The following is a 21,020-nucleotide window of genomic DNA, read 5'->3' as shown; positions in this document are numbered from 1 at the left end:
CATGACCGGGATCGCGGACAACCAGGAGAACCAAGTGACCGGAGCCACCATCTGGCTCACGGGTCTGCCGAGTGCCGGCAAGACCACCATCGCGTACGAGCTGGCCGGACGGCTGCGCGAGGAGGGCCACCGCGTCGAGGTGCTCGACGGCGACGAGATCCGCGAGTTCCTCTCGTCGGGCCTCGGCTTCTCGCGCGCCGACCGCGACACCAACGTGCAACGCATCGGATTCCTCGCCGAACTCCTCTCCCGCAACGGCGTCAAGGCGCTGGTGCCGGTCATCGCGCCGTACGCGGACAGCCGGGAGGCGGTACGTGGGCGTCACCGGGCCGGTGGCACCGCGTACTTGGAGGTGCACGTGGCGACCCCGGTCGAGGTGTGCTCGGTACGTGATGTGAAGGGGCTGTACGCCAAGCAGGCCGCGGGCGAGATCTCGGGACTGACCGGCGTCGACGACCCCTACGAGGAACCCGAGTCGCCCGATCTGCGCATCGAGTCGCACACCCAGTCCGTGCAGGAGTCCGCGGCCGCGCTGCACGCGCTGCTCACCGAAAGGGGTCTCGCATGACGACCGCAGCCACTGTGCCCGAGGCGGCCGGCGACTCGGGGGACGCCGGCCCCTACGCGCTGTCGCACCTGGACGCGCTCGAGTCCGAGGCGGTGCACATCTTCCGCGAGGTCGCGGGCGAGTTCGAGCGGCCGGTGGTCCTCTTCTCCGGCGGCAAGGACTCCATCGTCATGCTGCACCTGGCGCTGAAGGCCTTCGCCCCCGCGCCCGTCCCCTTCTCGCTGCTGCACGTCGACACCGGACACAACTTCCCGGAGGTCCTGGAGTACCGCGACCGCACGGTGGCCGCCCACGGCCTGCGCCTGCACGTCGCCTCCGTACAGGACTACATCGACCGCGGTGTCCTCAAGGAGCGTCCGGACGGCACCCGCAACCCCCTGCAGACCGTGCCGCTGACCGAGAAGATCCAGTCGGAGCGCTTCGACGCCGTGTTCGGCGGCGGACGCCGCGACGAGGAGAAGGCCCGCGCGAAAGAACGCGTCTTCTCCCTGCGCGACGAGTTCTCCCAGTGGGACCCGCGCCGCCAGCGTCCCGAACTGTGGCAGCTCTACAACGGGCGCCACGCCCCCGGCGAGCACGTCCGCGTCTTCCCTCTCTCCAACTGGACCGAGCTGGACGTCTGGCAGTACATCGCCCGCGAGCACATCGAACTCCCCGAGATCTACTTCGCGCACGAGCGCGAGGTCTTCCAGCGCGCCGGCATGTGGCTGACCGCCGGCGAGTGGGGCGGGCCGAAGGAGAGCGAGACGGTCCAGAAGCGGCAGGTCCGCTACCGCACCGTCGGCGACATGTCCTGCACGGGCGCCGTCGACTCCGACGCGACCACGCTGGACGCCGTGATCACCGAGATCGCCGCCTCCCGGCTCACCGAGCGGGGCGCCACCCGCGCCGACGACAAGATGTCGGAAGCCGCGATGGAAGACCGCAAGCGCGAGGGGTACTTCTAGTCATGACGAGCGCCACCGAACCCACCGAGCCGTTGTCGGTCGAGCAGTTGTCGGCGACCACGCTGCTGCGCTTCGCCACCGCGGGCTCCGTCGACGACGGCAAGTCCACGCTCGTGGGCCGTCTGCTGCACGACTCCAAGTCGGTCCTGACCGACCAACTGGAGGCCGTGGAGCGGGTCTCGGCCGACCGCGGCCAGGACACCCCCGACCTCGCGCTGCTCACCGACGGCCTGCGCGCCGAGCGGGAGCAGGGCATCACGATCGACGTGGCCTACCGGTACTTCGCCACCGCGCGTCGCCGGTTCATCCTCGCCGACACCCCGGGCCATGTGCAGTACACCCGGAACATGGTCACCGGCGCCTCGACCGCCGACCTGGCCGTCGTCCTGGTCGACGCCCGCAACGGCGTCATCGAGCAGACCCGGCGCCACGCCGCCGTCGCCGCGCTCCTGCGCGTCCCGCACGTCGTCCTCGCCGTCAACAAGATGGACCTCGTCGACTACCGGGAGTCCGTCTTCGCGGCGATCGCCGAGGAGTTCACGGCGTACGCCTCCGAGCTGGGCGTCCCCGAGATCACCGCGATCCCGATCTCGGCGCTCGCCGGTGACAACGTGGTGGAACCGTCCGCGAACATGGACTGGTACGGCGGCCCGACGGTCCTGGAGCACCTGGAGACCGTCCCGGTCAGCCACGACCTGGCGCACTGCCACGCGCGGCTGCCCGTGCAGTACGTGATCCGCCCGCAGACCGCCGAGCACCCCGACTACCGGGGGTACGCCGGCCAGATCGCGGCCGGTACCTTCCGCGTCGGGGAGAGCGTGACGGTGCTGCCCTCCGGGCGCACCTCGAAGGTCGCCGGAATCGATCTGCTCGGCACGCCGGTCGACATCGCCTGGACCCCGCAGTCGGTGACCCTCCTGCTGGCGGACGACATCGACATCTCGCGCGGTGACCTGCTCGTACCGAGCAAGGACGCGCCCCCGACCACGCAGGACGTCGAGGCGACCGTCTGCCATGTGGCGGACCAGCCGCTCACGGTCGGCCACCGGGTCCTGCTCAAGCACGGCACCCGCACGGTCAAGGCGATCGTCAAAGACATCCCGTCCCGGCTGACGCTGGACGACCTCTCGCTGCACCCGCACCCGGGCCGGCTCGTCGCCAACGACATCGGCCGCGTCAAGATCCGTACCGCCGAGCCGCTCCCGCTCGACTCGTACGCCGACTCCCGGCGCACCGGCGCGTTCATCCTGATCGACCCCTCGGACGGCACCACGCTCACCGCGGGCATGGTCGGCGAGTCCTTCGCCGCGCCACAGCCGGTCAAGAACGAGGGCGACGACGACGGGTGGGACTTCTGACATGACGTCCACCGACTTCTACTCCACGTTCGCCAAGGAGGGCGGCCGCGTCGGCAGCGGCGCCCTCGGCAGCGGGCAGGGCGGGGTGGCGCGATGTGCGCTCTGACGTACGCGCACCGCTTGCGCGCCCCGTCCCCCCACAGCCTGAGCGTCCGAAGACCTGCCGACCTCCCGGCCACGAACTGACAACGTGACCGCCGGGCCAACGAGAGGAAAACCTCCCGTGCCTGCCATCCGCTCCACCCTCGCACGCCGTGGCATAGCCGCCGCCGTCGCACTCCCGCTGCTCGCCCTCGCCGCGTGCAGCTACGGCTCCGAGTCCAAGGGCGACAACTCGAAGGCGAAGGTCGCCGTCGGGTCCAAGAAGATCGACGGCCTCGACGCCGTGAAGATCGGCTATTTCGGCAACCTGACGCACGCGACCGCGCTGGTGGCCAACCAGAAGGGCTACTTCCAGAAGGAGCTCGGCGCCACTCAGGCCAAGTACCAGATCTTCAACGCCGGTCCCTCCGAGATCGAGGCACTGAACTCGGGCTCGATCGACATCGGCTGGATCGGTCCCTCCCCGGCCATCAACGGCTACACCAAGTCCGCGGGGAAGAACCTGCGCATCATCGGCGGTTCGGCGTCCGGCGGAGTGAAGCTGGTGGTCGACCCGAAGAAGATCAAGACCCTGAAGGACGTCAAGGGCAAGAAGATCGCGACCCCGCAGCTCGGCAACACGCAGGACGTCGCGTTCCTCAACTGGGCGGCGGAGCAGGGCTACAAGGTCGACCCGCAGAGCGGCAAGGGCGACGTCTCGGTCGTCCGCACCGACAACAAGATCACCCCGGACGCCTACAAGTCCGGCTCCATCGACGGCGCCTGGGTGCCGGAGCCGACCGCGTCCAAGTTGGTCGCCGAGGGCGGCAAGGTGCTGCTCGACGAGCGGGACCTGTGGCCCGACAAGAAGTTCGTGATCACGAACATCATCGTGTCGCAGAAGTTCCTCAAGGAGCACCCGAAGGCCGTCGAGGCCGTGCTGAGGGCCTCGGTCGAGACCAACAAGTGGATCAACGCCAACCCGGACGAGGCGAAGGCGGCGGCGAACAAGCAGTTGGAGGCCGACTCCGGCAAGGCGCTGCCCGCCGAGGTGCTCGACCCGGCCTGGAAGTCCATCCAGGTCACCGATGACCCGCTGGCGTCCACCCTCAACACCGAGGCGGACCACGCGGTGAAGGCCGGCCTGCTGGACAAGCCCACCCTGACCGGTATCTACGACCTGACCCTGCTGAACAAGGTCCTCAAGGCAGCGGGCGAGAGCACCGTCGACGACGCCGGTCTCGGCGTCAAGTAGGGCTGTATCCCGATGAGTTCCCAGGAGGTGACGACCATGGCCACGACCTTCGCCAAGACCGCCGGCAGCGTCGACAGCGCCGAAGCAGTCGACCACGCCGCCAGGATCGAGCACGTGTCGAAGTCCTTCGCAGGACCGGCTGGACCCCAGCTCGTCCTCGACGACATCACCCTCGATGTCGCACCGGGCGAGTTCGTCACCCTCCTGGGGGCCTCGGGGTGCGGGAAGTCGACGCTGCTCAATCTGGTGGCGGGGCTCGACGCCCCGACCACGGGCGGCATCACGACCAACGGGCGCCCGGCTCTGATGTTCCAGGAGCACGCCCTCTTCCCGTGGCTGACCGCGGGCAAGAACATCGAACTCGCCCTGCGTCTGCGGGGCGTCGCGAAGTCCGAACGCCGTGACAGGGCGGAGGAACTGCTCGAGCTCGTACGGCTGAAGGGCGCGTACGGCAAGCGCGTGCACGAGCTGTCCGGCGGGATGCGCCAGCGCGTCGCGATGGCCCGCGCGCTCGCCCAGGACAGCGAACTCCTGCTGATGGACGAGCCGTTCGCGGCGCTGGACGCCATCACCCGGGACGTCCTGCACGACGAGCTGACCCGGATCTGGCGGGAGACGCGGGTGTCGGTCCTGTTCGTCACGCACAACGTGCGCGAGGCGGTACGGCTCGCGCAGCGCGTCGTGCTCCTCTCCTCGCGCCCCGGGCGGGTCGCGCACGAGTGGACCGTGGACATTCCGCAGCCCCGCCGCATCGAGGACACCGCCGTGGCGGAGCTGTCCGTCGAGATCACCGAACAACTGCGTGGGGAGATCCGCCGTCATGGCCAGCACTGAGACCAAGGACGACGCGGCCGTCAGGGCGGACAACGACCTTGCGGGCCTCGATGCCCTGGAGGCCGCGGTCCACCCGGACCGGGCCTCCTTGCGGCAGATCTTCGTCGCGAAGGTCCTGCCGCCCCTCGTCGCCGTCGCGCTGGTGCTGGTGGTCTGGCAGTCGCTCGTCTCGTTCGACATCGTCACCGACCCCAGCAAGCTGCCCTCGCCCTCGGCCGTCTGGGACGAGGCGAAGTCCGCGTGGCTGCAGGGAACACTGCTCGACTACGTCTGGACCAGCGTCTCCCGGGGCCTGCTCGGCTTCCTGCTGGCGCTGGTGATCGGCACACCGCTGGGCCTGCTGGTGGCGCGGGTGAGGTTCGTCCGCGCCGCGATCGGCCCGGTCCTGTCCGGCCTCCAGTCCCTGCCCTCGGTGGCCTGGGTGCCGCCGGCCGTGATCTGGCTGGGCCTGAACAACTCGATGATGTACGCCGTGATCCTGCTCGGCGCCGTCCCCTCGATCGCCAACGGCCTGGTCTCGGGTGTCGACCAGGTGTCCCCGCTGTTCCTGCGCGCGGGGCGGACGCTGGGTGCCACCGGGCTGCGCGGCACCTGGCACATCGTCATGCCCGCGGCGCTGCCGGGCTATCTGGCGGGTCTCAAGCAGGGCTGGGCGTTCTCCTGGCGCTCGCTGATGGCCGCCGAGATCATCGCGTCCTCGCCCGATCTGGGTGTCGGACTCGGCCAGTTGCTGGAGAACGGGCGCAACGCCAGTTCCATGTCGATGGTGTTCCTCGCCATCTTCCTCATCCTGTTCGTCGGTATCGCGATCGACCTGCTCGTCTTCAGCCCCCTGGAACGACGGGTGCTGCGCGGTCGCGGTCTCCTCGTGAAGAGCTGAGCCCCTCATGCACCGCCCGGTCCTCCTCGTCATCGCCCACGGCAGCCGCGACCCGCGCCATGCCGCGACGGTCCACGCCCTCGTCCGGCGGGTCCGGGCGCGGCGGCCCGGCCTGCGCGTGGAGACCGGCTTCCTGGACTTCAACGTCCCGTCGGTGAACGGAGTGCTGGAGTCGCTGGCGGCGGAGGGCGTACGGGACGTGGTGGCTCTGCCGCTGCTGCTCACCCGCGCCTTCCACGCGAAGTCGGACATCCCGGCGGTGCTGGGGCAGGCCCCCGCGCGGCTGCGCATCCGTCAGGCGCCGGTGCTGGGCCCGTCACCGCTGTTGACGGACGCGCTCGAGCGGCGTCTGCACGAGGCGGGGCTGACCCCGGCCGACAAGTCCTCGACCGGGGTCGTACTGGCCTCGGCGGGGTCCACGGACCCGGAGGCGATCGCGGTGATCACGGAGATCGCGCGGGAGTGGCGGCGCACCGGCTGGCGCGCCGTACGGCCCGCGTTCGCCTCCGCCGCCCTCCCCCGCACCGAGGACGCGGTGCGCGAGCTGCGTGCGCTCGGCTGCGCCCGGGTGGCCGTCGCGCCCTATGTCCTGGCCCCTGGTTTCCTGCCGGACCGGATCGCCCGGGGCGCGGCCGGGGCGGACGTACTGGCGGACGTGCTGGGCCCGGCACCGGAGGTGGCACGGGTACTGCTGGAGCGCTACGACCAGGCACGGCTGCCGGCACTGGCCGCGGTCGGCGCGTAGATCGTGTCCGCCGTACGCGTGGGCGCTCCCCGTGGTCGGCGCGTGGTGGTCAGGCCGGGCGGGTGGCGGAGATGCCGCCGTCGACGTAGAGCGTGACGCCGTGCACCATGGCCGCGTCGTCGCCGGCGAGGTACAGGACTCCCTTGGCGATGTCCTCCGGCCGGACGACGACGCCCGCCGGAGTGGTGGCGGTCATGGCTTCCAGTTCGGCGCGGGCCCGCTCGTTGCCGGGCGTGAGGGTCGCTCCGGGCGCGACGGTGTTGACCCGCACGCCGCGCGGCCCGTACTCCGCGGCCCAGCTCCGGGTGAGCTGCTCGTCGGCGGCCTTGGTCGCGCTGTACATCGCCCCGTAGGGAGTGCCGAGACGGGCCATCCAGGAGCCGATGGTGACGATGGCGCCCCCGCCCCGCTCGGCCATGGCCGGGGCGATCGCGGCGACCAGGACGTGCGGGGCGCGGACGTTGACCGCGAGCATGGCGTCGAGGTCGGTGTCCGGGAGGTCCTCGGTCGGTGTCGCCGGGTAGATGCCGGCGTTGTTGACCAGGATGTCGACCCGGCCGCCGAGCACCTCCGTGGCCTCGGCGACGAAGGCCCGCAGCTGCTCGTAGCCGCCTGCCAGGTCCGCCGCCACGAAGTCGGCGCGGCCGCCGGCACCGGCGATCTCCTTGACGACCCGCTCGCCGCTGGTCCGCTGCCGGCCGCTGACCACGACGTGCGCGCCCTCGGCGGCCAGGACGCGGGCGATCGCCTCGCCGATCCCGCTGGTAGAGCCGGTGACGACGGCGGTACGGCCGGTGAGCCGGGAGCCGGGGGCGGCAGGGGTGCTGTCGTTCGTGTGAAGTGAAGAAGTCAGGAGCCCCTTTCTATGGCGGTCCCGGGTGTCGGGCCAGGACAGGACGAACCTGGGCACGGCAGGACCACCCAGGGCTCCGACGGCTCGCCTACCCTGGAGGAATGTCACGCGACCGCTCCGCGCTCGGAGCGTTCCTGCGCTCCCGCCGGGACCGCCTCACCCCCTCGCAGGCGGGCATCGAAGCCTTCCCCGGGGCTAGGCGCGTGCCGGGGCTGCGGCGCGAGGAGCTCGCCGTGCTGGCCGGTCTGAGCCCGGACTACTACAGCCGACTCGAGCAGGGACGCCAGGCCAACATCTCCACCGAGGTGCTCGACGCGCCGGCCCGCGCACTGCGCCTCGACGAGGTCGAACGCGCGCATCTCCACGACCTCGCCGCGCCCACCGCGCGGCACCGCACCGCGAGCCCGCGGGCGGCCCAGCGCCCCGATCCCGGCCTGCTGCGGCTGATGCGCACGCTCGACCATGTCCCGGTGCTGCTGCTCGGCCACCGCGGCGAGGTCGTGGCCCGCAACAACCTGCTGACGGCGGTACTGGGCCGTCCGCTGGAACCCGGGACGTCGTTCGTCCGCTTCATGTTCCAGGACCCGGTCGCCCGCGAACGGATCGTGAACTGGGCCGACTTCGCCTCGGCCACCGTCGCCACGATGCGCAGGGAGATCGCCCGGCGCCCGTACGACACCCTCCTCACGGCGCTGGTGGACGAGTTGCGCGTCACCGACCACGATGTCGCCCGGTGGTGGGACGACCACACCGTCCGCGACTACGCGTCGGTGACCAAACGCGTCGAGCATCCCGCCGCCGGCCCGATGTCCTTCGACATCGAGATCGTCCGCGCGCCGCACGAGCCCGACCAGCGGCTGGTCGTCTACACCACGGAGCCCGACTCTCCCACCGCCCGCGTCCTGCCCATCCTGGCCAGCTGGGACACGGCACCCCGTCCCTGAACGGGCCGGCACGCGCCGCGATGAGGGCCGCCCTCGGCCCGGCGAGGTACCGCGTCCGACGCCGCGCGCGGTTCCACCGGCCATGACGGGAGGGCCCTCAGGGACGCGGGGGCCGCTCCTCGCGAACCGCCGCGACGGCCTCCCCGGCCAGCCGCGCCAGCTCGGCGAACGGCATCGAACCCGCCGCCCTGCGCTCGCGCGCGAAGGTGTTCGCGAGCCGCTGGAGCAGGTCGTTGAGCGGGGTCGGTACGCCGTGCAGCCGGCCCAGGAGGGCGATCTCGCCGTTGAGGTGGTCGGCCTCGATGGTGCCGGTGGCGCGGTCGAGGGACTGCCAGGAGGAGCCGCCACGGCGCGGGGAGCCGTCGAGGGGCTGGAGGCGGATCCTGTCGCCGCGGACCCGCCGCTGTTCCTCCTCGCTCACGTACGCGATCCCGGCGGCGGCGAGCACCGCCTCGCCCTCCGCGCGCACCCGTCCGAGGAGCTCCAGGCCCTCCTCGCCGGTCACCGGGCCGCTGACCGCCTCCATCGCGTTCGCGAGGTTGCCGAGCAGCTTGGCGTACTGCCAGCGCGCCACGTCGGGCACCACCGGCGCCTCGAAACAGGACTTCTCCAGGTCGGCGGCGATCCGGCGGGCCGTCTCGTCGGTGCCGTGCGGATACCGGCCGAGGTGCAGGATGCCGGTGAGGGGGGTGCCGGCCGCCGACACGGCGCCGGGTTCGACGAAGGTGGCGGGCAGCCAGACACAGACCCCGTACACCCGCCGGAACCGGCGCAGTGCCAAGCGCTGGCTCTCCACGCCGTTCTGCGCGCAGACCAGCGGAAGTCGCTCGGCGGCCGTGCCTCCGCCGGCCACGGGGGCCGCACCCCAGGCCGCCAGGGCCGCCTCGCTGTCCTGCGTCTTGACGGCGAGCAGCAGGACGTCGTCGGCACGCAGCGCGCCGAGTGCCGCGGGCTCGTCGACCACGGGCAGCAGGTGGGTGCGGGTGCCCTCGGCGGTCGTGAGGCGCAGTCCGAAGGCTCGCAGCGCCTCGTGGTGGGCGCCCCGCGCGACCAGGACGACGTCGTGTCCCGCTTCGGCGAGCCGGCCGCCGACGGCGCCGCCGACGGCTCCCGCTCCGATGATGACGTAGCGCATGGGACGAGCCTCGCACAGTCGTCCCGCACCGGTGTCTGTAGCCTCCGTGGATGGTTCCGCAACGATTCACGCTCGGCGGCGAGCTGCCGGTACGCAGGCTCGGTTACGGCACGGCACAGCTGACGGGACCGGGCTACTGGGGCCCGCGCGGGGACGCCCGGGACGCGGTGGCCGTACTGCGGCGGGCCGTCGAGCGCGGGGTCACGCTGATCGACACCGCCGACAACTACGGCCCGTCGGTGGCGGAGGAGCTGATCGCCGAGGCCCTCCGTCCCTACCCCGGAGATCTGCTGATCGCCACCAAGGGCGGCGTCGTCCGTACCGGCGGCAGCGCGTGGCACGTGTCCGGGCGACCGGAGACGCTGCGGGCGATGTGCGAGGCGAGTCTGCGGCGGCTGCGGCTCGACACGATCGGCCTGTACCAGCTGCACCGCCTGGACCCGCGGGTGCCGATGGCCGAACAGCTCGGCGCGCTCGACGAGTTGCGCGCCGAGGGCAAGATCCGGCACATCGGGCTCGACACCGTGACCGCCGAACAGCTCGAAGCGGCACTGGCGTTGACCGACATCGCCGCAGTCCAGAACCGCTACAACCTGCTGGACCGTGCTTCGGAGCCGCTGCTGGAGCTGTGCGAGGCGCGCGGTATCGCCTTTCTGCCGTGGTTCCCTCTCGGCAACGGCTCGCTCACCGCCGCGACGGCCCGCGCGGAGATCGCCGCCGCGCACGGGGCGACGCCGGGCCAGCTCGCGCTCGCCTGGCTGCTGCACCGTTCCCCGGTGCTCTGCCCTGCGCCGGGCACCGGGTCGCTCGTCCACCTGGAGGAGAACCTCGACGCGGCCGCGGTGCGGCTGACCGCCGAGGACATGCGGGCCCTGGGCTGACCCCGCCCCCCTGGCGGCCGCGACGGGGTCGAGGCGCCGCCCTGGGACGGCCGGGCCCCGGGATCCACGCCTCACCGTCCGGGGCGAGGTCGCCTGGCACCGGCCTGTCGGGATGCGCGGAAGGTCACTCCGTGTCCGAGGGCTCCGCACTGAACGGGGTGCCCTGGTGGAAGTACAGCCGCCAGCCGTCGGCCGTCCGCCACCACAGCGAACTCCGATGCGCCAGACGGCCGTCGTCCCCCTCCGTGTCGAAGGTGACGTGGACCAGGTCCGGTGCCAGCTGGACGCCCTTCATGCGGGAGGCGGTGATGGGCCGTGATCCCGGCCGCGTCGTCGAGGTGAGATGCACGAGCATCGAGGCGCGGTCCCACAGCCGGCCCGAGGAGCCGAACTCGCGGAAGCCGGGGTGCAGCAGGGCTCCCAGCCGCTCCGGCGATCGGCGGACCTCCGCGTCGAGCAGGCTCAGCTCGCCCTCGATGGCCGCCTCCACGGCGGGATTGCGGTCAGGCACCTGTCAGCTCCTCGAGTTTGACGACGGTGTTCCAGTTGCGGGTGGTGGCGGTGACACCCTTGAGGAGCCTGGGCTTGGCCAGGGCCTCGGCCAGCTTGGAGCGTCCGAGGCCGTCAGGGGCGTACAGGTACAGGGCGCGGTCGCCGAACCCGAACTCCTCCGGCAGGAAGGCCGCCGGGTCGACCGACGCGAAACGTCCGGGGTCGACCGGGGCGGAGAAGTAGGTGACGTGCAGTTGCTTGGCCTCCAGTTCGGCGGCCGGGAACGGGCACGCGTCCCGTACGGCCCTCAGGTAGGCGTGGTCGCGGACCAGCACGCCGACGGTGAAGCCGAAGTGCTTCTCCACGGCGTCGGCCAACTCGGCCGCGAGGGAGTCCTCGTCACCGCGGTCGGAGGAGAAGACGGCGTTCCCGCTCTGGAGATAGGTGCCCACGCCGCCGTGGCCGAGCCGCTGCAGAAGGGTACGGAGCTCGGCCATCGGCACCTTCTTGTTGCCACCCACGTTGATCCCGCGCAGCAGCGCCGCGTACGTCGTCGTCATCCGTTCACCATAGGACGGCCGTCCGGCGCATCCGCACCAACACCCGCACCCTGACCCCGATCCCCGAGAACCCTCCCCGTATGTAAGGGGCTTCTATCCTCCCCAGTGCGGAGACGGCGGGGTCCGCGGGGAGGAGCCGGGGGCCGGACGGTTCACCGGGCAGTACGAGGAGACGGTCTCGTCCGGGCCGTACCTTCATAACGGAAGGTGGCGGCAGGGGGCTGTCACCGCGCACAAGGGGGCTGGCCCGTCATGGGGAACGGAGACATACGGGTGCGGGGCATCGCCGCGCGGGCAGGCGGCTGGAGCGCCCGGCACCGATGGGCCGCCGTCGGAATCTGGGTGCTGTTCGTCGTACTGGCGATGGGGCTCGGCTCGGCCGCGGGCCGCGTGGACGTCAACGAGAGCGATCAGCTCAAGGGCGAGACGCACACCGCCGCGAAGATCATCGAGGACTCGGGGATCAAGGAACCCTCCAGTGAGAGCGTCCTGATCCAGGCGAAGGACGGGAACGTCACCTCCACTGACGCCGAGTTCCGCGGCGCCGTCGCCGCCGTCGTCGAGGCCGTCGGCGCGACCGGCAAGGTCACGGACGTGACTTCGCCGTACGACACGAAGACGATCTCCAAGGACGGCCGCAGCGCCCTGGTGCAGTTCGACATGCGGGGCGACTCGGAGACCGCGGGCGATCGCGTCGCGCCGGTGCTGAACGCCGTCAAGGGGGTGCAGAAGGAGCACACGGGGCTGCGGATCGAGGAGATCGGCGGCGCCAGCATGCAGAAGACCTTCGACGACGCGTTCGGCGACGACTTCCAGAAGGCCGAGCTCTCCGCCGTGCCCGTCGCTCTCGGCATCCTCCTGATCGCCTTCGGCGCGCTGGTGGCGGCACTGCTCCCGGTGGCGCTCGCGGTCACCGCGATCGTCGCGACGATGGGCCTGATGGGCATCGTCAGCCATCTGCAGCCGATGAGCGACACCGCCAACTCCGTGATGCTGCTTGTGGGTCTGGCCGTCGGGGTCGACTACTGCCTGTTCTATCTGCGCCGTGAGCGCGAGGAGCGCGAGGCCGGCCGGGACGCCCAGACCGCCCTGCGGATCGCCGCCGCGACCAGCGGCCGGGCCATCGTCGTCTCCGGTGTCACGGTCTGCGTGGCGATGGCCGGCATGCTCTTCACCGGACTCGCCGAGTTCGAGGCGATGGGGCTGGCCTCGCTGATGGTCGTGGCCGTCGCCATGGTCGGCTCGGTCACCGTGCTGCCCGCGCTGCTGTCGCTGCTCGGGGAGCGGGTGGAGAAGGGCCGCATCCCGTTCCTGCACCCGGACAAGCGGGGCACGGGCGGCCGCCGGGGCAACGGCCGGCCGGGCCAGGAGGGCAGCCGCTTCTGGGGTGCCGTGCTGCGGGTCGTGCTCGCCAGGCCCGGAATCTCCCTGGTCGTGGCGGCCGGGGTGCTGCTCGCCATCGCCTCCCCCGCTCTCGGCATGAAGACCCAGCAGCTCACGCTGGACAAGGAGTTCGGCGACTCGCTGCCGATCGTCGGGACGTACAACCGGGTCAACGACGCCTTCCCGGGCGGTTCCGAGCCGGCCGAGGTGGTCGTCAAGGCGCACGACATCGACGCCGCCGACGTGCGATCCGCGCTCGACGGCTTCCGTACCCGGGCGATCTCCTCGGGTGCCTCGCGCGGCCCCGTCGACATCAAGGTGCACGCGGCGCAGAACGTCGCCTTCGTCTACGTCCCGCTCGTGGGCGGCTCGGACCAGGACAAGGCGGAGAAGAGCCTCGAGCTGCTGCGCGACACGGTGCGGCCCGCCACGCTCGGCAAGGTGGACGGGGTGCAGGCGCCGATCACCGGGCAGGTCGCCGGATCACACGACTTCAACGACCAGTTGGTGGGCTCGGTGACCCCGGTCTTCGCGTTCGTGGTCGTCTTCGCCTTCCTGCTGATGCTGCTCTCGTTCCGCTCGCTGACGATCGCGATCACCTCGATCGTGCTCAACCTCCTGTCGGTCGCTGCCGCCTACGGCATCCTCGTCGCCGTCTTCCAGCACGGCTGGGGCGCCTCGCTGGTGGGCGCGGAGGGGGTGGGTGCCATCGTCACCTGGCTGCCGCTGTTCCTCTTCGTGATCCTCTTCGGGCTGTCGATGGACTACCACGTGTTCGTGGTCTCACGGATCCGTGAGGCGCGGCTGCGGGGGCGTGACACCAAGGACGCGATCCGGCACGGGGTGGTCACCACGGCCGGTGTCGTCACCAGCGCCGCCGTCATCATGGTCGCCGTCTTCGCGATCTTCGGGACGCTGTCCATGCAGTCCATGAAGCAGATGGGTGTGGGCCTGGCGGCCGCGGTGCTCATCGACGCGACGATCATCCGCGGGGTGCTGCTGCCGGCCGTGATGGCTCTGCTGGGCGAGCGCAACTGGTACCTGCCGAAGTGGCTGAACCGCCTTCCGGACCTCACCCACGACGAGTCACCGGGGGCCGCGCTGCCGCCCGCCAGGCAGGACGAACGGGCCGGGGTGTAACTCCGGCCGCGACAGGGCTCGTCGGTCCCCACCGGGGAGGAACCGACGGGCCCTTCGCGCAGGGCGGGCCCGAACGGACGGGCGGCCCGGCCGATCCGGGCGATCCCGGCGGTTCGTGCGGTTCGTGCGGTTCGTGCGGTTCATGCGGTTCATGCGGTTCATGCGGTTCATGCGGTTCATGCGGTTCATGCGGTTCGTGCGGCGCACGGTCCGCGCCGTGCGCGACCTCGGCGGCCACCGGGCACACTGGCGGACATGCCCGCCTCACTGCATCACATCGTCATCGACGCCCATGACCTGCCCGCCCTGGCCCGGTTCTGGGCCGGGGTACTGGACTGGCGGATCCTTTCCGAACGGGAGCGGGAGGTCGTGATCGGACCGGACGAAACCGCGCCGGTGGGCATCTGCTTCATGCCGGTGACGGACCGTAAAGTCGTCAAGAATCGTCTGCATCTTGATCTGACGTCCGCCGCGGAGGACCGGGAAGCGGAGATCGAACGCATCCTCGCGCTCGGCGCGACCAGGGCGGACGTCGGACAGAGCGGCGGTGAGTCGTGGACCGTGCTCCGCGATCCGGAGGGGAACGAGTTCTGCGTGGTCCGGCCGAAGACGACCCTCATCCGCTAGGTGCGTCGACCCGCCGGGTCACGGCCACCTTGTTCACCAGGTCGACCAGGTCCATGTGCCCGCCACCACGGCCCGGCGCCTGTCGTCCTCCTCGACGCCGCCCGTGTCGCCCCGCCGGACCGCCGCCGCGAACTCGGCCAGACAGTTGTGCAGTTGGTCGGCGGCCGGGAGCGTGAACCGCTCCTCGTGATCCTGCTCCTCCAGCACCAGCACGGGCTGGTACGCGGGCGGCGGTGTTGACGCGGCTGATCGGTTGCTCGGCACGGGGGCGCCCCTGGCCGATGCCGCCCCCGCCCGTCGGTGCCTACCGGTGAGGGACGCCCTCCTTCTGAGCGGGCGTGGGCAGTTCGGCCTCGATGAGATCGGCCGCCCGGTGTGTTCCGCCCTCCTGCGCCATCTGCTCGCGGATGTCCCGCAGGCGCCGCGCCACCTCGGGGTCGCCGGTGAGGGAGAGGACCGCCTCGCGCAGGGTGCCGGCCGTCGCCTCCGCCATCGGCAGGTGCCGGGCGACTCCCAGCGCCTGGAGCATGTCGGCGTTGCCGAACTGGTCGACGGCCTGCGGTACGGCGACCATCGGCGTGCCGGTGGCCAGACCTTCCTGGCTGCCGCCCGCACCGGCGTGCGTGACGAAGGCGTCGGCCTGGCGCAGGATCGCCAACTGGGGCACCCAGTGGCGCACTTCGACGTTTCCCGGCACGTCGCCCAATTCCGCGGGGTCGACGAAGCCACCGATCTGCAGCACGACATGCCAGCCCGGCAGATCCCCGAAGGCCTTCACACACTCGCGGTAGAACCCGGGCTGTTTGGTGAAGCTGGAGCCCAGCGAGACGAGCAGCACCTTCTCGGCTCCCGCGGGCCGCCGCCAGTCCCCCTGGGAGGCGCGGTCGCCCTGGCAGCCGCCGACGAAGGTGTAGCGCCCCTCGTCGACACGGTCCGCGTTCGGCTGCAGGGCCCGGGGGATGAGGACGAGGCAGCGGTCGGGGCGGCCCATGAAGTCCTCGACGCTCAGCTCCATGCCGTTTCCGGCGATCCACCGGGCGAAGGTGTCGTAGAAGGCCCGGCCGCGCGGTGTCCGCTTGAGCGGTTCGAAGACCGCCTTGCCGACCTCCTCCCCGTATCCCTCCCAGGCGACCATGCTCGGGGAGAGCTGCACGATCGGGACACCCCAGCGATGCGCGAGGACCCGGGCCGGGTAGGCCGTGATGTCGTACAGCACGAGGTCCGGCTCGTCGCCCCCGTAGGCCGCCGCGAGCTGCGGCTCGGCCTGCAGAGCGTCCGCCAGGAACGGTTCGAGGTGGTCGATCGTCTCCGTCCCCCACGCGTCCGGGTCGTCGTCGGTCGGCAGCGTCGAGTGCCATGTCCTGGGCTCCGCCCCCGTCGCGGCGACCATCTCGGCGAAGGCGGGCGGAACGGCGTACGTGACCCGGTGCCCGCGCGCGACGAGCTCGCGGATCACTTCGATGCTCGGGTTCACATGCCCGTGGGCGGCGATGGAGAACATGGCGATGTGGGCGCGTCGGGTGGTCATGCCCCGACCGTAGGCGAGACGATACGTCTCGTGCAACCTCAATCACGCGCGGCACCGGCCACCCGGCGCCGGTGCGTCGCCCGGTACGTCGCTCAGCGCTGGTACCGGGCCAGCACCAGGTTGCCGTCCCTCACCAGTCGTCTGCGGAGTTCCGCCAGGCCGATCGCCCCGCTGTAGTACTCCTGGAAGGCGGGGGTCGCGACCTTGTCCTTCCACTCGGGGTAGCCGCGCACGGACTGGGCGGGCGCCGGGCGGAGGTGCGAGGCGAGGGCGGTGCCCGTCGCCCAGCCGTCCTCGGCGGTGTGCAGGGCGGGGTCCTCCAGAGCCCGCGATCCCGTGGGAAGCATCCAGTCCCCGAGCGCGAGCCTGACCATGTTCTTCGGCCGGAGCAGGAAGTCCACGAACGCGGCCGCCTCCTTCTTGTGCGGGCTGTCCGCCGCGACGGACAGGGTCTGCGGGCTCACCCCCTGGGTGAGGCCGTCCGCGCCGGCCGGGGCGGGCAGCACCTGCCAGTGGAAGCCCTCGGGGGCCTGCTGCGCGATCTGCTGACGGTAGGAGAACCCGAGCGGCACCATCGCGTACCTGCCGCCGAAGAACCCGGGCAGCGTGTCCGAGCCGCCCATGCCGAGCGTCGCGCCCGACGCGCTCCCGTCCGTGTTCACCTCGTCGTGCACGGTCCTCGGAACCACGGCGTCGGCTTCGTCGAAGCGCACGGTCACCTTGCCGTCCGGGCCCCGGTGGAACAGCCGGCCGCCCGCGGAGAGGGAGAGGTTGAGCGTCGCGGAGACCGGCTCCTTGAGCGGCCAGGCCACACCGTAGGTGCCCTTGCCGCTCAGCCGCTTCACGATCGTGCGGAACTCGCCCCAGCTCCACGGCCTCTCGGGGGTCGGGACGCGGACGCCCGACTTCTTCAGCCGGTCGGCGTCGGCGATCAGCACACGCGGCTCCTGCAGGAACGGCACGCCGTAGACCCCTCCCCCGAAGGTCGCCGCCTCCCAGCTCCGCCGCGGGATGTCGGATGTGAGCCGCTCGGACAGCAGACCGCGCAGATCCGCGAGATAGCCGCCGTACGCGAAGTCCGCGAGGTCGTCCGAGGCGTCGTGGATGATGTCCGGCGCCTCACCGCCCTCGAAGGAGGTGAGCAGCTGATCGTGGACGCTGTCCCAACTCCCTTGCACGTACTCGACCTTGACGTCCGGGTGGGCGGCGTTCCACTCCTTCACCAGTTCCTTGTTGGCGGTGACGGACTCCTGCTGCCAGGCGAGGGACTGGAAACGGAGCGTGATCGCTCCTCGCGGTCCGCCCCCGCCGGCCGTGCAGGAGGTGAGCAGCAGGCCGATGACGGCCAGGACCGCCAGCAGTCTCTTGCGCACCAACTGTCTCGTACACACCAACAGGCTCGTCCGCATCAGCTCTTCACCGCCCCGGCGAACATGCCGCCCGTGATCCGCTTCTGGATGACCGCGAAGACGACCAGCGACGGCAGGGTCGCGAGGAACGACGCCGCGGCGAGCGGGCCGAGGTCCGCGACCCCCTCCGCACCGATGAAATGCGTCAGGACGACCGGCAGCGTCTGCTTCTGCGGCGTCTTGAGCAGGACGAGCGCGAAGAAGAACTCGTTCCACGCGCTGACGAAGGCGAACAGCGCCGTCGCCACGATGCCGGGCGCGAGCAGCGGCGCGGTGACGGAGACCAGTGTGCGCACCCGCCCGGCCCCGTCGACCGCGGCGGCCTCCTCCAGCTCGGTGGGCACGGCCCGTACGTGACCGACCAGCATCCACAGCGCGAACGGCAGCGCCCACACGACGTACACCATGACCAGCCCGGCGCGGGAGTCGATCAGGTGGAGGTTCTTGAGGATCAGGAAGAGCGGGATGATCACGAGGACGAACGGGAACGCCTGGCTGACCACGACCCAGCCCGTGGCGGCCCTCGCGAGCGCGGTGCGCCGACGGGCCATGACGTAGGCCATCGGGGTCGCGATCAGTACGGCGATCACCGCCGCGCCGAGCGCGGCGAGCAGGGAGTTGAGCGCGGCGTGCAGCAGGGGCTGCTCGTCGAAGGCCTGCCGGAAGTTGGCGAGGGTGGGGTGCCGGGGGATCCAGGTGGGGTGGAGGCCGGCCAGCTCGCGGGCCGGTTTGAACGCGGTGGAGATCAGCCACAGGAAGGGGAAGCCCAGGAAGACGAGGTAGCCCAGCAGCGCGAGGTACTGGCCCGCGCGGACTCCTTTGCGGGTCCTCACGCGTCCTCACCTCCGCCCAGCCGGGCCGCCAGCCGGATCGCGAGAATCACCGCGACCGCCGCGACCATCACACAGCCCATCGCCGCCGCGTAGCCGAACTGCCCGTAGCGGAATGCCTCTTCGTACGCGAAGAGCATCGGCAGCCGGGTACGGCCGCCGGGGCCGCCGTTGGTCAGCACGTAGACCAGGGCGAAGGAGTTGAAGTTCCAGATCAGGTTGAGCGCCGTGATGGCGAGCGCGACAGGTCTCAGGGCGGGCCAGGTGACGGTCAGGAAGCGGCGCCAGGCACCCGCGCCGTCCATCACGGCCGCCTCGTGGAGTTCGCGCGGGGTGTTCTGCAGTCCGGCGAGCAGCGCGACCGTGGTCTGTGGCATGCCGGCCCAGACACCGACGACGATCACCGCGGGCAGCGCGGTGCCGAGGCCGCTGAGCCAGTCGCGGCCGTCGCCGAGGCCGACGTCGCGCAGCGTCTCGTTGAGCACACCCGCGTCGGGGTTGTAGACGAGCCGCCAGATGATGCCGACGACCACCTCGGGCATGGCCCACGGGACGATCGCGAGAGCGCGGGCGAGCCAGCGGAAGCGGAGCTCCTGGTGGAGCAGGAGGGCGAGGCCGAGCGCGAGGAGGAACTGCGGCACGGTCACCCCGACGGCCCACACCAGACCGATCCGGAACGAGTCCCAGAAGAGGGTGTCGTGTAGCAGGTCCTGGAAGTTGAGGCCCCCGATCCAGCGGGTGGGGGCGGTGCGGCCCGACTGGGAGTCGGTGAACGCCAGCGCGATCCCGTACAGCAGCGGTCCGACGCTGAGCACCAGGATCGGGATCAGCGCGGGCAGCACCAGGAACCAGGCTCCGTGGTCGAGGGGGCGCCGGCCACCGCCCCGGCGGGGCGTGCGCCCGGCCGGCCGACTCGTCGCGCTCGCCAAGGTCATGGACACGGCTCCTTCGGACGGGTCGTGCGGATCCGGCCGTCCCGGCGGCCCTCGTCATGGTCGTGAAGGCGGCGGGCACCGTCAAGACACCGTGCACATGGCGCGACCTGTGCGAATGCGAGACTGGCGGCGGATGGCGTGAACGCGACGCCGTGCGCGACGGCCCCGTGCGGACCGCCCCGTACGGAACGCACCGCCCGGACGCGAGGACCGCGCGGGCACCGCGCGGGGAGACGGAGGCGACGGATGGACGAGGCACGGGCGCGGGACGTACTGGCCGCGGCGGACGTACTGCCGGGGCCGGCCGGGGAGTCCGCGCTCCTCGCGCTGGGTGAGAACGCGGTGTTCGCCGCCGGTGACCTGGTGGTCAAGGTGGGGCGGGACGCCGAACTCCTCGACCGCGCCCGGCGGGAGCTGGCCATCGCGGCCTGGCTCGCCGAGGCGGACGTCCCCGCGGTGCGGGCGGCCGAGGCTGAGGCGCTGCTGGTGGACGGTCATCCGGTGACGGTGTGGCACCGGCTGCCCGAGCCCGTACGCCCGGCCGAGCCGCGCGATCTGGCCGAACTGCTCCGGGTGGTGCACGCGCTGCCCTCGCCCTCCTTCTCCCTGCCGCCCCGCGAACTGCTGGGCGGTGTGGAGCGCTGGCTGCGTCTCGCGGGCGACGCGATCGACCCGGCGGACGCGGCCTATCTGCGCGCCCGGCGCGACGGCTTCGCGGCGGCCGCCGCCGCACTCACCCCGCACCTGACCCCGGGTCCGATCCACGGGGACGCGCTGCCGCGCAATGTCCACGTCGGTCCCGACGGCCCGGTCCTGGTCGACCTGGAGACCTTCTCCGCCGATCTGCGCGAGCACGATCTGGTGGTCATGGCGCTCTCCCGGGACCGCTACGGGATGCCCGCCGAGGCGTACGACTCCTTCACCCGGGTCTACGGCTGGGACGTGCGCGCGTGGGAGGGCTGTTCCGTGCTGCGGGGTGCGCGGGAGACCGCCAGCTGCGCGTGGGTGGCCCAGCACGCGCCGGCCAACCCCAAGGCGCTGGCCGAGTTCGAACGGCGGGTGGCGTCACTGCGGGACGGGGACGAGTCGGTGCGCTGGTACCCGTTCTGAGCCGGTGGTTCCCCACTCGGACCGGCGTACCCGAGCCGGTGCTTCCCCACTCGGACCGGCGTACCCGAGCCGGTGCTTCCCCACTCGGACCGGCGTACCCGAGCCGGTGCTTCCCCGCTCGGACCGGCGTACCCGAGCCGGTGGTTCCCCACTCGGACCGGCGTACCCGAGCCGGTGCTTCCCCACTCGGACCGGCGTACCCGAGCCGGTGCTTCCCCGCTCGAACCGGCGTACCCGAGCCGCCGCCCGTCCGAACTCCGCGGGCCGTCAGTCGGATCTGCCGGCCCGCCTGAACCGCCGACCGTGCCAGGCACCGAGGGTTCCCGTTCCGGCCGCCCTGCCCGCCCGAGTCGCTGCCCGTACCGCGCACCGCGGCTCCCGGACTCAGACCTCGCGTGCCGCCTCGCCCGACATCCCCACCCAGCACCGCAGGTCCCCGCCCCGGCCGTCCGGCCCACCGAAGGTGCCACACCCGTACCGAACACCGCAGGTCCCGGACTCGGACCCGACATCCCACCCCAGCCG

21 protein-coding genes are annotated in these 21,020 nt (G+C 71.6%); 12 read left to right on the top strand and 9 right to left on the bottom strand.

Features of this window, described 5'->3' with window-relative positions:
* Position 1: 1 nt before the first annotated feature.
* From cysC to ACFVTC_RS32220, 7 genes are all read left to right on the top strand, one after another.
* Positions 2-568, top strand: a complete 567-nt coding sequence (cysC, locus tag ACFVTC_RS32250; RefSeq protein ID WP_390132000.1) for an adenylyl-sulfate kinase — start codon at positions 2-4, stop codon at positions 566-568.
* Positions 565-1,515, top strand: a complete 951-nt coding sequence (cysD, locus tag ACFVTC_RS32245) for a sulfate adenylyltransferase subunit CysD (RefSeq protein ID WP_390131998.1) — start codon at positions 565-567, stop codon at positions 1,513-1,515. The genes cysC and cysD overlap by 4 nt, the downstream gene beginning before the upstream one ends.
* Positions 1,516-1,517: 2 nt before the next feature.
* Entirely contained in the window at positions 1,518-2,873 is a 1,356-nt protein-coding gene (locus tag ACFVTC_RS32240) for a sulfate adenylyltransferase subunit 1 (RefSeq protein WP_168530726.1), read from the top strand.
* A 223-nt stretch (positions 2,874-3,096) separates the two neighbouring features.
* The gene (locus ACFVTC_RS32235) at positions 3,097-4,209 is read left to right on the top strand and encodes an aliphatic sulfonate ABC transporter substrate-binding protein (protein ID WP_390131997.1); all 1,113 of its coding nucleotides are present in this window, start codon (positions 3,097-3,099) and stop codon (positions 4,207-4,209) included.
* Between the two features lie 36 nt (positions 4,210-4,245).
* Positions 4,246-5,043, top strand: coding sequence for an ABC transporter ATP-binding protein (locus ACFVTC_RS32230; protein ID WP_390131996.1), 798 nt, complete (start codon positions 4,246-4,248; stop codon positions 5,041-5,043).
* On the top strand, positions 5,030-5,923 hold the full coding sequence (locus ACFVTC_RS32225) for an ABC transporter permease (RefSeq protein WP_390131995.1): 894 nt from the start codon (positions 5,030-5,032) through the stop codon (positions 5,921-5,923). The genes ACFVTC_RS32230 and ACFVTC_RS32225 overlap by 14 nt, the downstream gene beginning before the upstream one ends.
* A 7-nt stretch (positions 5,924-5,930) precedes the next feature.
* On the top strand, positions 5,931-6,668 hold the full coding sequence (locus tag ACFVTC_RS32220) for a sirohydrochlorin chelatase (RefSeq protein WP_390131994.1): 738 nt from the start codon (positions 5,931-5,933) through the stop codon (positions 6,666-6,668).
* A gap of 49 nt (positions 6,669-6,717) precedes the next feature.
* Here ACFVTC_RS32220 and ACFVTC_RS32215 read toward each other — a convergent pair whose 3' ends face one another.
* Positions 6,718-7,521, bottom strand: a complete 804-nt coding sequence (locus ACFVTC_RS32215) for an SDR family NAD(P)-dependent oxidoreductase (RefSeq protein WP_390132040.1) — start codon at positions 7,519-7,521, stop codon at positions 6,718-6,720.
* 101 nt (positions 7,522-7,622) lie between these two features.
* On the opposite strand from ACFVTC_RS32215, the gene ACFVTC_RS32210 reads away from it, so the two are divergent.
* On the top strand, positions 7,623-8,465 hold the full coding sequence (locus ACFVTC_RS32210) for a helix-turn-helix transcriptional regulator (RefSeq protein ID WP_390131993.1): 843 nt from the start codon (positions 7,623-7,625) through the stop codon (positions 8,463-8,465).
* A gap of 97 nt (positions 8,466-8,562) precedes the next feature.
* Here the strand turns inward: ACFVTC_RS32210 and ACFVTC_RS32205 are convergent, their stop codons facing one another.
* On the bottom strand, positions 8,563-9,600 hold the full coding sequence (locus tag ACFVTC_RS32205; protein ID WP_390131991.1) for a ketopantoate reductase family protein: 1,038 nt from the start codon (positions 9,598-9,600) through the stop codon (positions 8,563-8,565).
* A gap of 50 nt (positions 9,601-9,650) precedes the next feature.
* On the opposite strand from ACFVTC_RS32205, the gene ACFVTC_RS32200 reads away from it, so the two are divergent.
* On the top strand, positions 9,651-10,481 hold the full coding sequence (locus ACFVTC_RS32200) for an aldo/keto reductase (RefSeq protein ID WP_390131990.1): 831 nt from the start codon (positions 9,651-9,653) through the stop codon (positions 10,479-10,481).
* A gap of 124 nt (positions 10,482-10,605) precedes the next feature.
* Here the strand turns inward: ACFVTC_RS32200 and ACFVTC_RS32195 are convergent, their stop codons facing one another.
* Entirely contained in the window at positions 10,606-10,992 is a 387-nt protein-coding gene (locus ACFVTC_RS32195) for a DUF4440 domain-containing protein (protein ID WP_390131989.1), read from the bottom strand.
* Positions 10,985-11,533, bottom strand: a complete 549-nt coding sequence (locus tag ACFVTC_RS32190; protein ID WP_390131988.1) for a DUF1697 domain-containing protein — start codon at positions 11,531-11,533, stop codon at positions 10,985-10,987. Before ACFVTC_RS32190 ends, ACFVTC_RS32195 begins: the two co-directional genes overlap by 8 nt.
* A 252-nt stretch (positions 11,534-11,785) precedes the next feature.
* On the opposite strand from ACFVTC_RS32190, the gene ACFVTC_RS32185 reads away from it, so the two are divergent.
* Both ACFVTC_RS32185 and ACFVTC_RS32180 read left to right on the top strand, forming a co-directional pair.
* Positions 11,786-14,056, top strand: coding sequence for an MMPL family transporter (locus ACFVTC_RS32185; RefSeq protein ID WP_390131987.1), 2,271 nt, complete (start codon positions 11,786-11,788; stop codon positions 14,054-14,056).
* A 255-nt stretch (positions 14,057-14,311) separates the two neighbouring features.
* Complete coding sequence (locus tag ACFVTC_RS32180; protein WP_390131986.1) at positions 14,312-14,683, top strand: VOC family protein; 372 nt, start codon at positions 14,312-14,314, stop codon at positions 14,681-14,683.
* A 33-nt stretch (positions 14,684-14,716) separates the two neighbouring features.
* Here the strand turns inward: ACFVTC_RS32180 and ACFVTC_RS32175 are convergent, their stop codons facing one another.
* The 5 genes from ACFVTC_RS32175 to ACFVTC_RS32155 all read right to left on the bottom strand — a co-directional run bounded on the left by ACFVTC_RS32175 (position 14,717) and on the right by ACFVTC_RS32155 (position 19,385).
* Positions 14,717-14,947: a hypothetical protein gene (locus tag ACFVTC_RS32175; protein ID WP_390131985.1), complete on the bottom strand. Its 231-nt coding sequence runs from the start codon at positions 14,945-14,947 to the stop codon at positions 14,717-14,719.
* Positions 14,948-14,987: 40 nt separating this feature from the next.
* Entirely contained in the window at positions 14,988-16,211 is a 1,224-nt protein-coding gene (gene mgt / locus ACFVTC_RS32170; RefSeq protein ID WP_390131984.1) for a macrolide-inactivating glycosyltransferase, read from the bottom strand.
* 92 nt (positions 16,212-16,303) lie between these two features.
* Positions 16,304-17,620, bottom strand: coding sequence for an ABC transporter substrate-binding protein (locus tag ACFVTC_RS32165; RefSeq protein ID WP_390131983.1), 1,317 nt, complete (start codon positions 17,618-17,620; stop codon positions 16,304-16,306).
* Positions 17,620-18,453: a carbohydrate ABC transporter permease gene (locus tag ACFVTC_RS32160; protein ID WP_390131982.1), complete on the bottom strand. Its 834-nt coding sequence runs from the start codon at positions 18,451-18,453 to the stop codon at positions 17,620-17,622. Before ACFVTC_RS32160 ends, ACFVTC_RS32165 begins: the two co-directional genes overlap by 1 nt.
* The gene (locus tag ACFVTC_RS32155; protein ID WP_390131981.1) at positions 18,450-19,385 is read right to left on the bottom strand and encodes a carbohydrate ABC transporter permease; all 936 of its coding nucleotides are present in this window, start codon (positions 19,383-19,385) and stop codon (positions 18,450-18,452) included. The genes ACFVTC_RS32160 and ACFVTC_RS32155 overlap by 4 nt, the downstream gene beginning before the upstream one ends.
* 246 nt (positions 19,386-19,631) lie before the next feature.
* Here ACFVTC_RS32155 and ACFVTC_RS32150 point away from each other — a divergent pair, with 246 nt between their 5' ends.
* Positions 19,632-20,495, top strand: a complete 864-nt coding sequence (locus ACFVTC_RS32150; RefSeq protein WP_390131979.1) for a phosphotransferase enzyme family protein — start codon at positions 19,632-19,634, stop codon at positions 20,493-20,495.
* The last annotated feature ends 525 nt before the right edge of the window (positions 20,496-21,020 follow it).

Origin of the sequence: Streptomyces sp. NPDC057950 (genome assembly GCF_042887295.1) — a bacterium.
In the GTDB taxonomy this organism is placed as follows: Bacteria; Actinomycetota; Actinomycetes; order Streptomycetales; family Streptomycetaceae; genus Streptomyces; species Streptomyces kaempferi.
This window is presented reverse-complemented; position numbering and strand designations above follow the sequence as displayed.

What these genes read in the sequence shown, in the direction of transcription:
- ACFVTC_RS32240 (WP_168530726.1), top strand. Translation starts at nt 1,518, where the DNA reads ATGACGAGCGCCACCGAACCCACCGAGCCGTTGTCGGTCGAGCAGTTG.
- ACFVTC_RS32225 (WP_390131995.1), top strand. Translation starts at nt 5,030, where the DNA reads ATGGCCAGCACTGAGACCAAGGACGACGCGGCCGTCAGGGCGGACAAC.
- ACFVTC_RS32165 (WP_390131983.1), bottom strand. Translation starts at nt 17,620, where the DNA reads ATGCGGACGAGCCTGTTGGTGTGTACGAGACAGTTGGTGCGCAAGAGA.
- cysC (WP_390132000.1), top strand. Translation starts at nt 2, where the DNA reads ATGACCGGGATCGCGGACAACCAGGAGAACCAAGTGACCGGAGCCACC.
- ACFVTC_RS32230 (WP_390131996.1), top strand. Translation starts at nt 4,246, where the DNA reads ATGGCCACGACCTTCGCCAAGACCGCCGGCAGCGTCGACAGCGCCGAA.
- ACFVTC_RS32185 (WP_390131987.1), top strand. Translation starts at nt 11,786, where the DNA reads ATGGGGAACGGAGACATACGGGTGCGGGGCATCGCCGCGCGGGCAGGC.
- ACFVTC_RS32150 (WP_390131979.1), top strand. Translation starts at nt 19,632, where the DNA reads ATGGACGAGGCACGGGCGCGGGACGTACTGGCCGCGGCGGACGTACTG.
- cysD (WP_390131998.1), top strand. Translation starts at nt 565, where the DNA reads ATGACGACCGCAGCCACTGTGCCCGAGGCGGCCGGCGACTCGGGGGAC.
- ACFVTC_RS32200 (WP_390131990.1), top strand. Translation starts at nt 9,651, where the DNA reads ATGGTTCCGCAACGATTCACGCTCGGCGGCGAGCTGCCGGTACGCAGG.
- ACFVTC_RS32155 (WP_390131981.1), bottom strand. Translation starts at nt 19,385, where the DNA reads ATGACCTTGGCGAGCGCGACGAGTCGGCCGGCCGGGCGCACGCCCCGC.
- ACFVTC_RS32180 (WP_390131986.1), top strand. Translation starts at nt 14,312, where the DNA reads ATGCCCGCCTCACTGCATCACATCGTCATCGACGCCCATGACCTGCCC.
- ACFVTC_RS32205 (WP_390131991.1), bottom strand. Translation starts at nt 9,600, where the DNA reads ATGCGCTACGTCATCATCGGAGCGGGAGCCGTCGGCGGCGCCGTCGGC.
- mgt (WP_390131984.1), bottom strand. Translation starts at nt 16,211, where the DNA reads ATGACCACCCGACGCGCCCACATCGCCATGTTCTCCATCGCCGCCCAC.
- ACFVTC_RS32190 (WP_390131988.1), bottom strand. Translation starts at nt 11,533, where the DNA reads ATGACGACGACGTACGCGGCGCTGCTGCGCGGGATCAACGTGGGTGGC.
- ACFVTC_RS32220 (WP_390131994.1), top strand. Translation starts at nt 5,931, where the DNA reads ATGCACCGCCCGGTCCTCCTCGTCATCGCCCACGGCAGCCGCGACCCG.
- ACFVTC_RS32210 (WP_390131993.1), top strand. Translation starts at nt 7,623, where the DNA reads ATGTCACGCGACCGCTCCGCGCTCGGAGCGTTCCTGCGCTCCCGCCGG.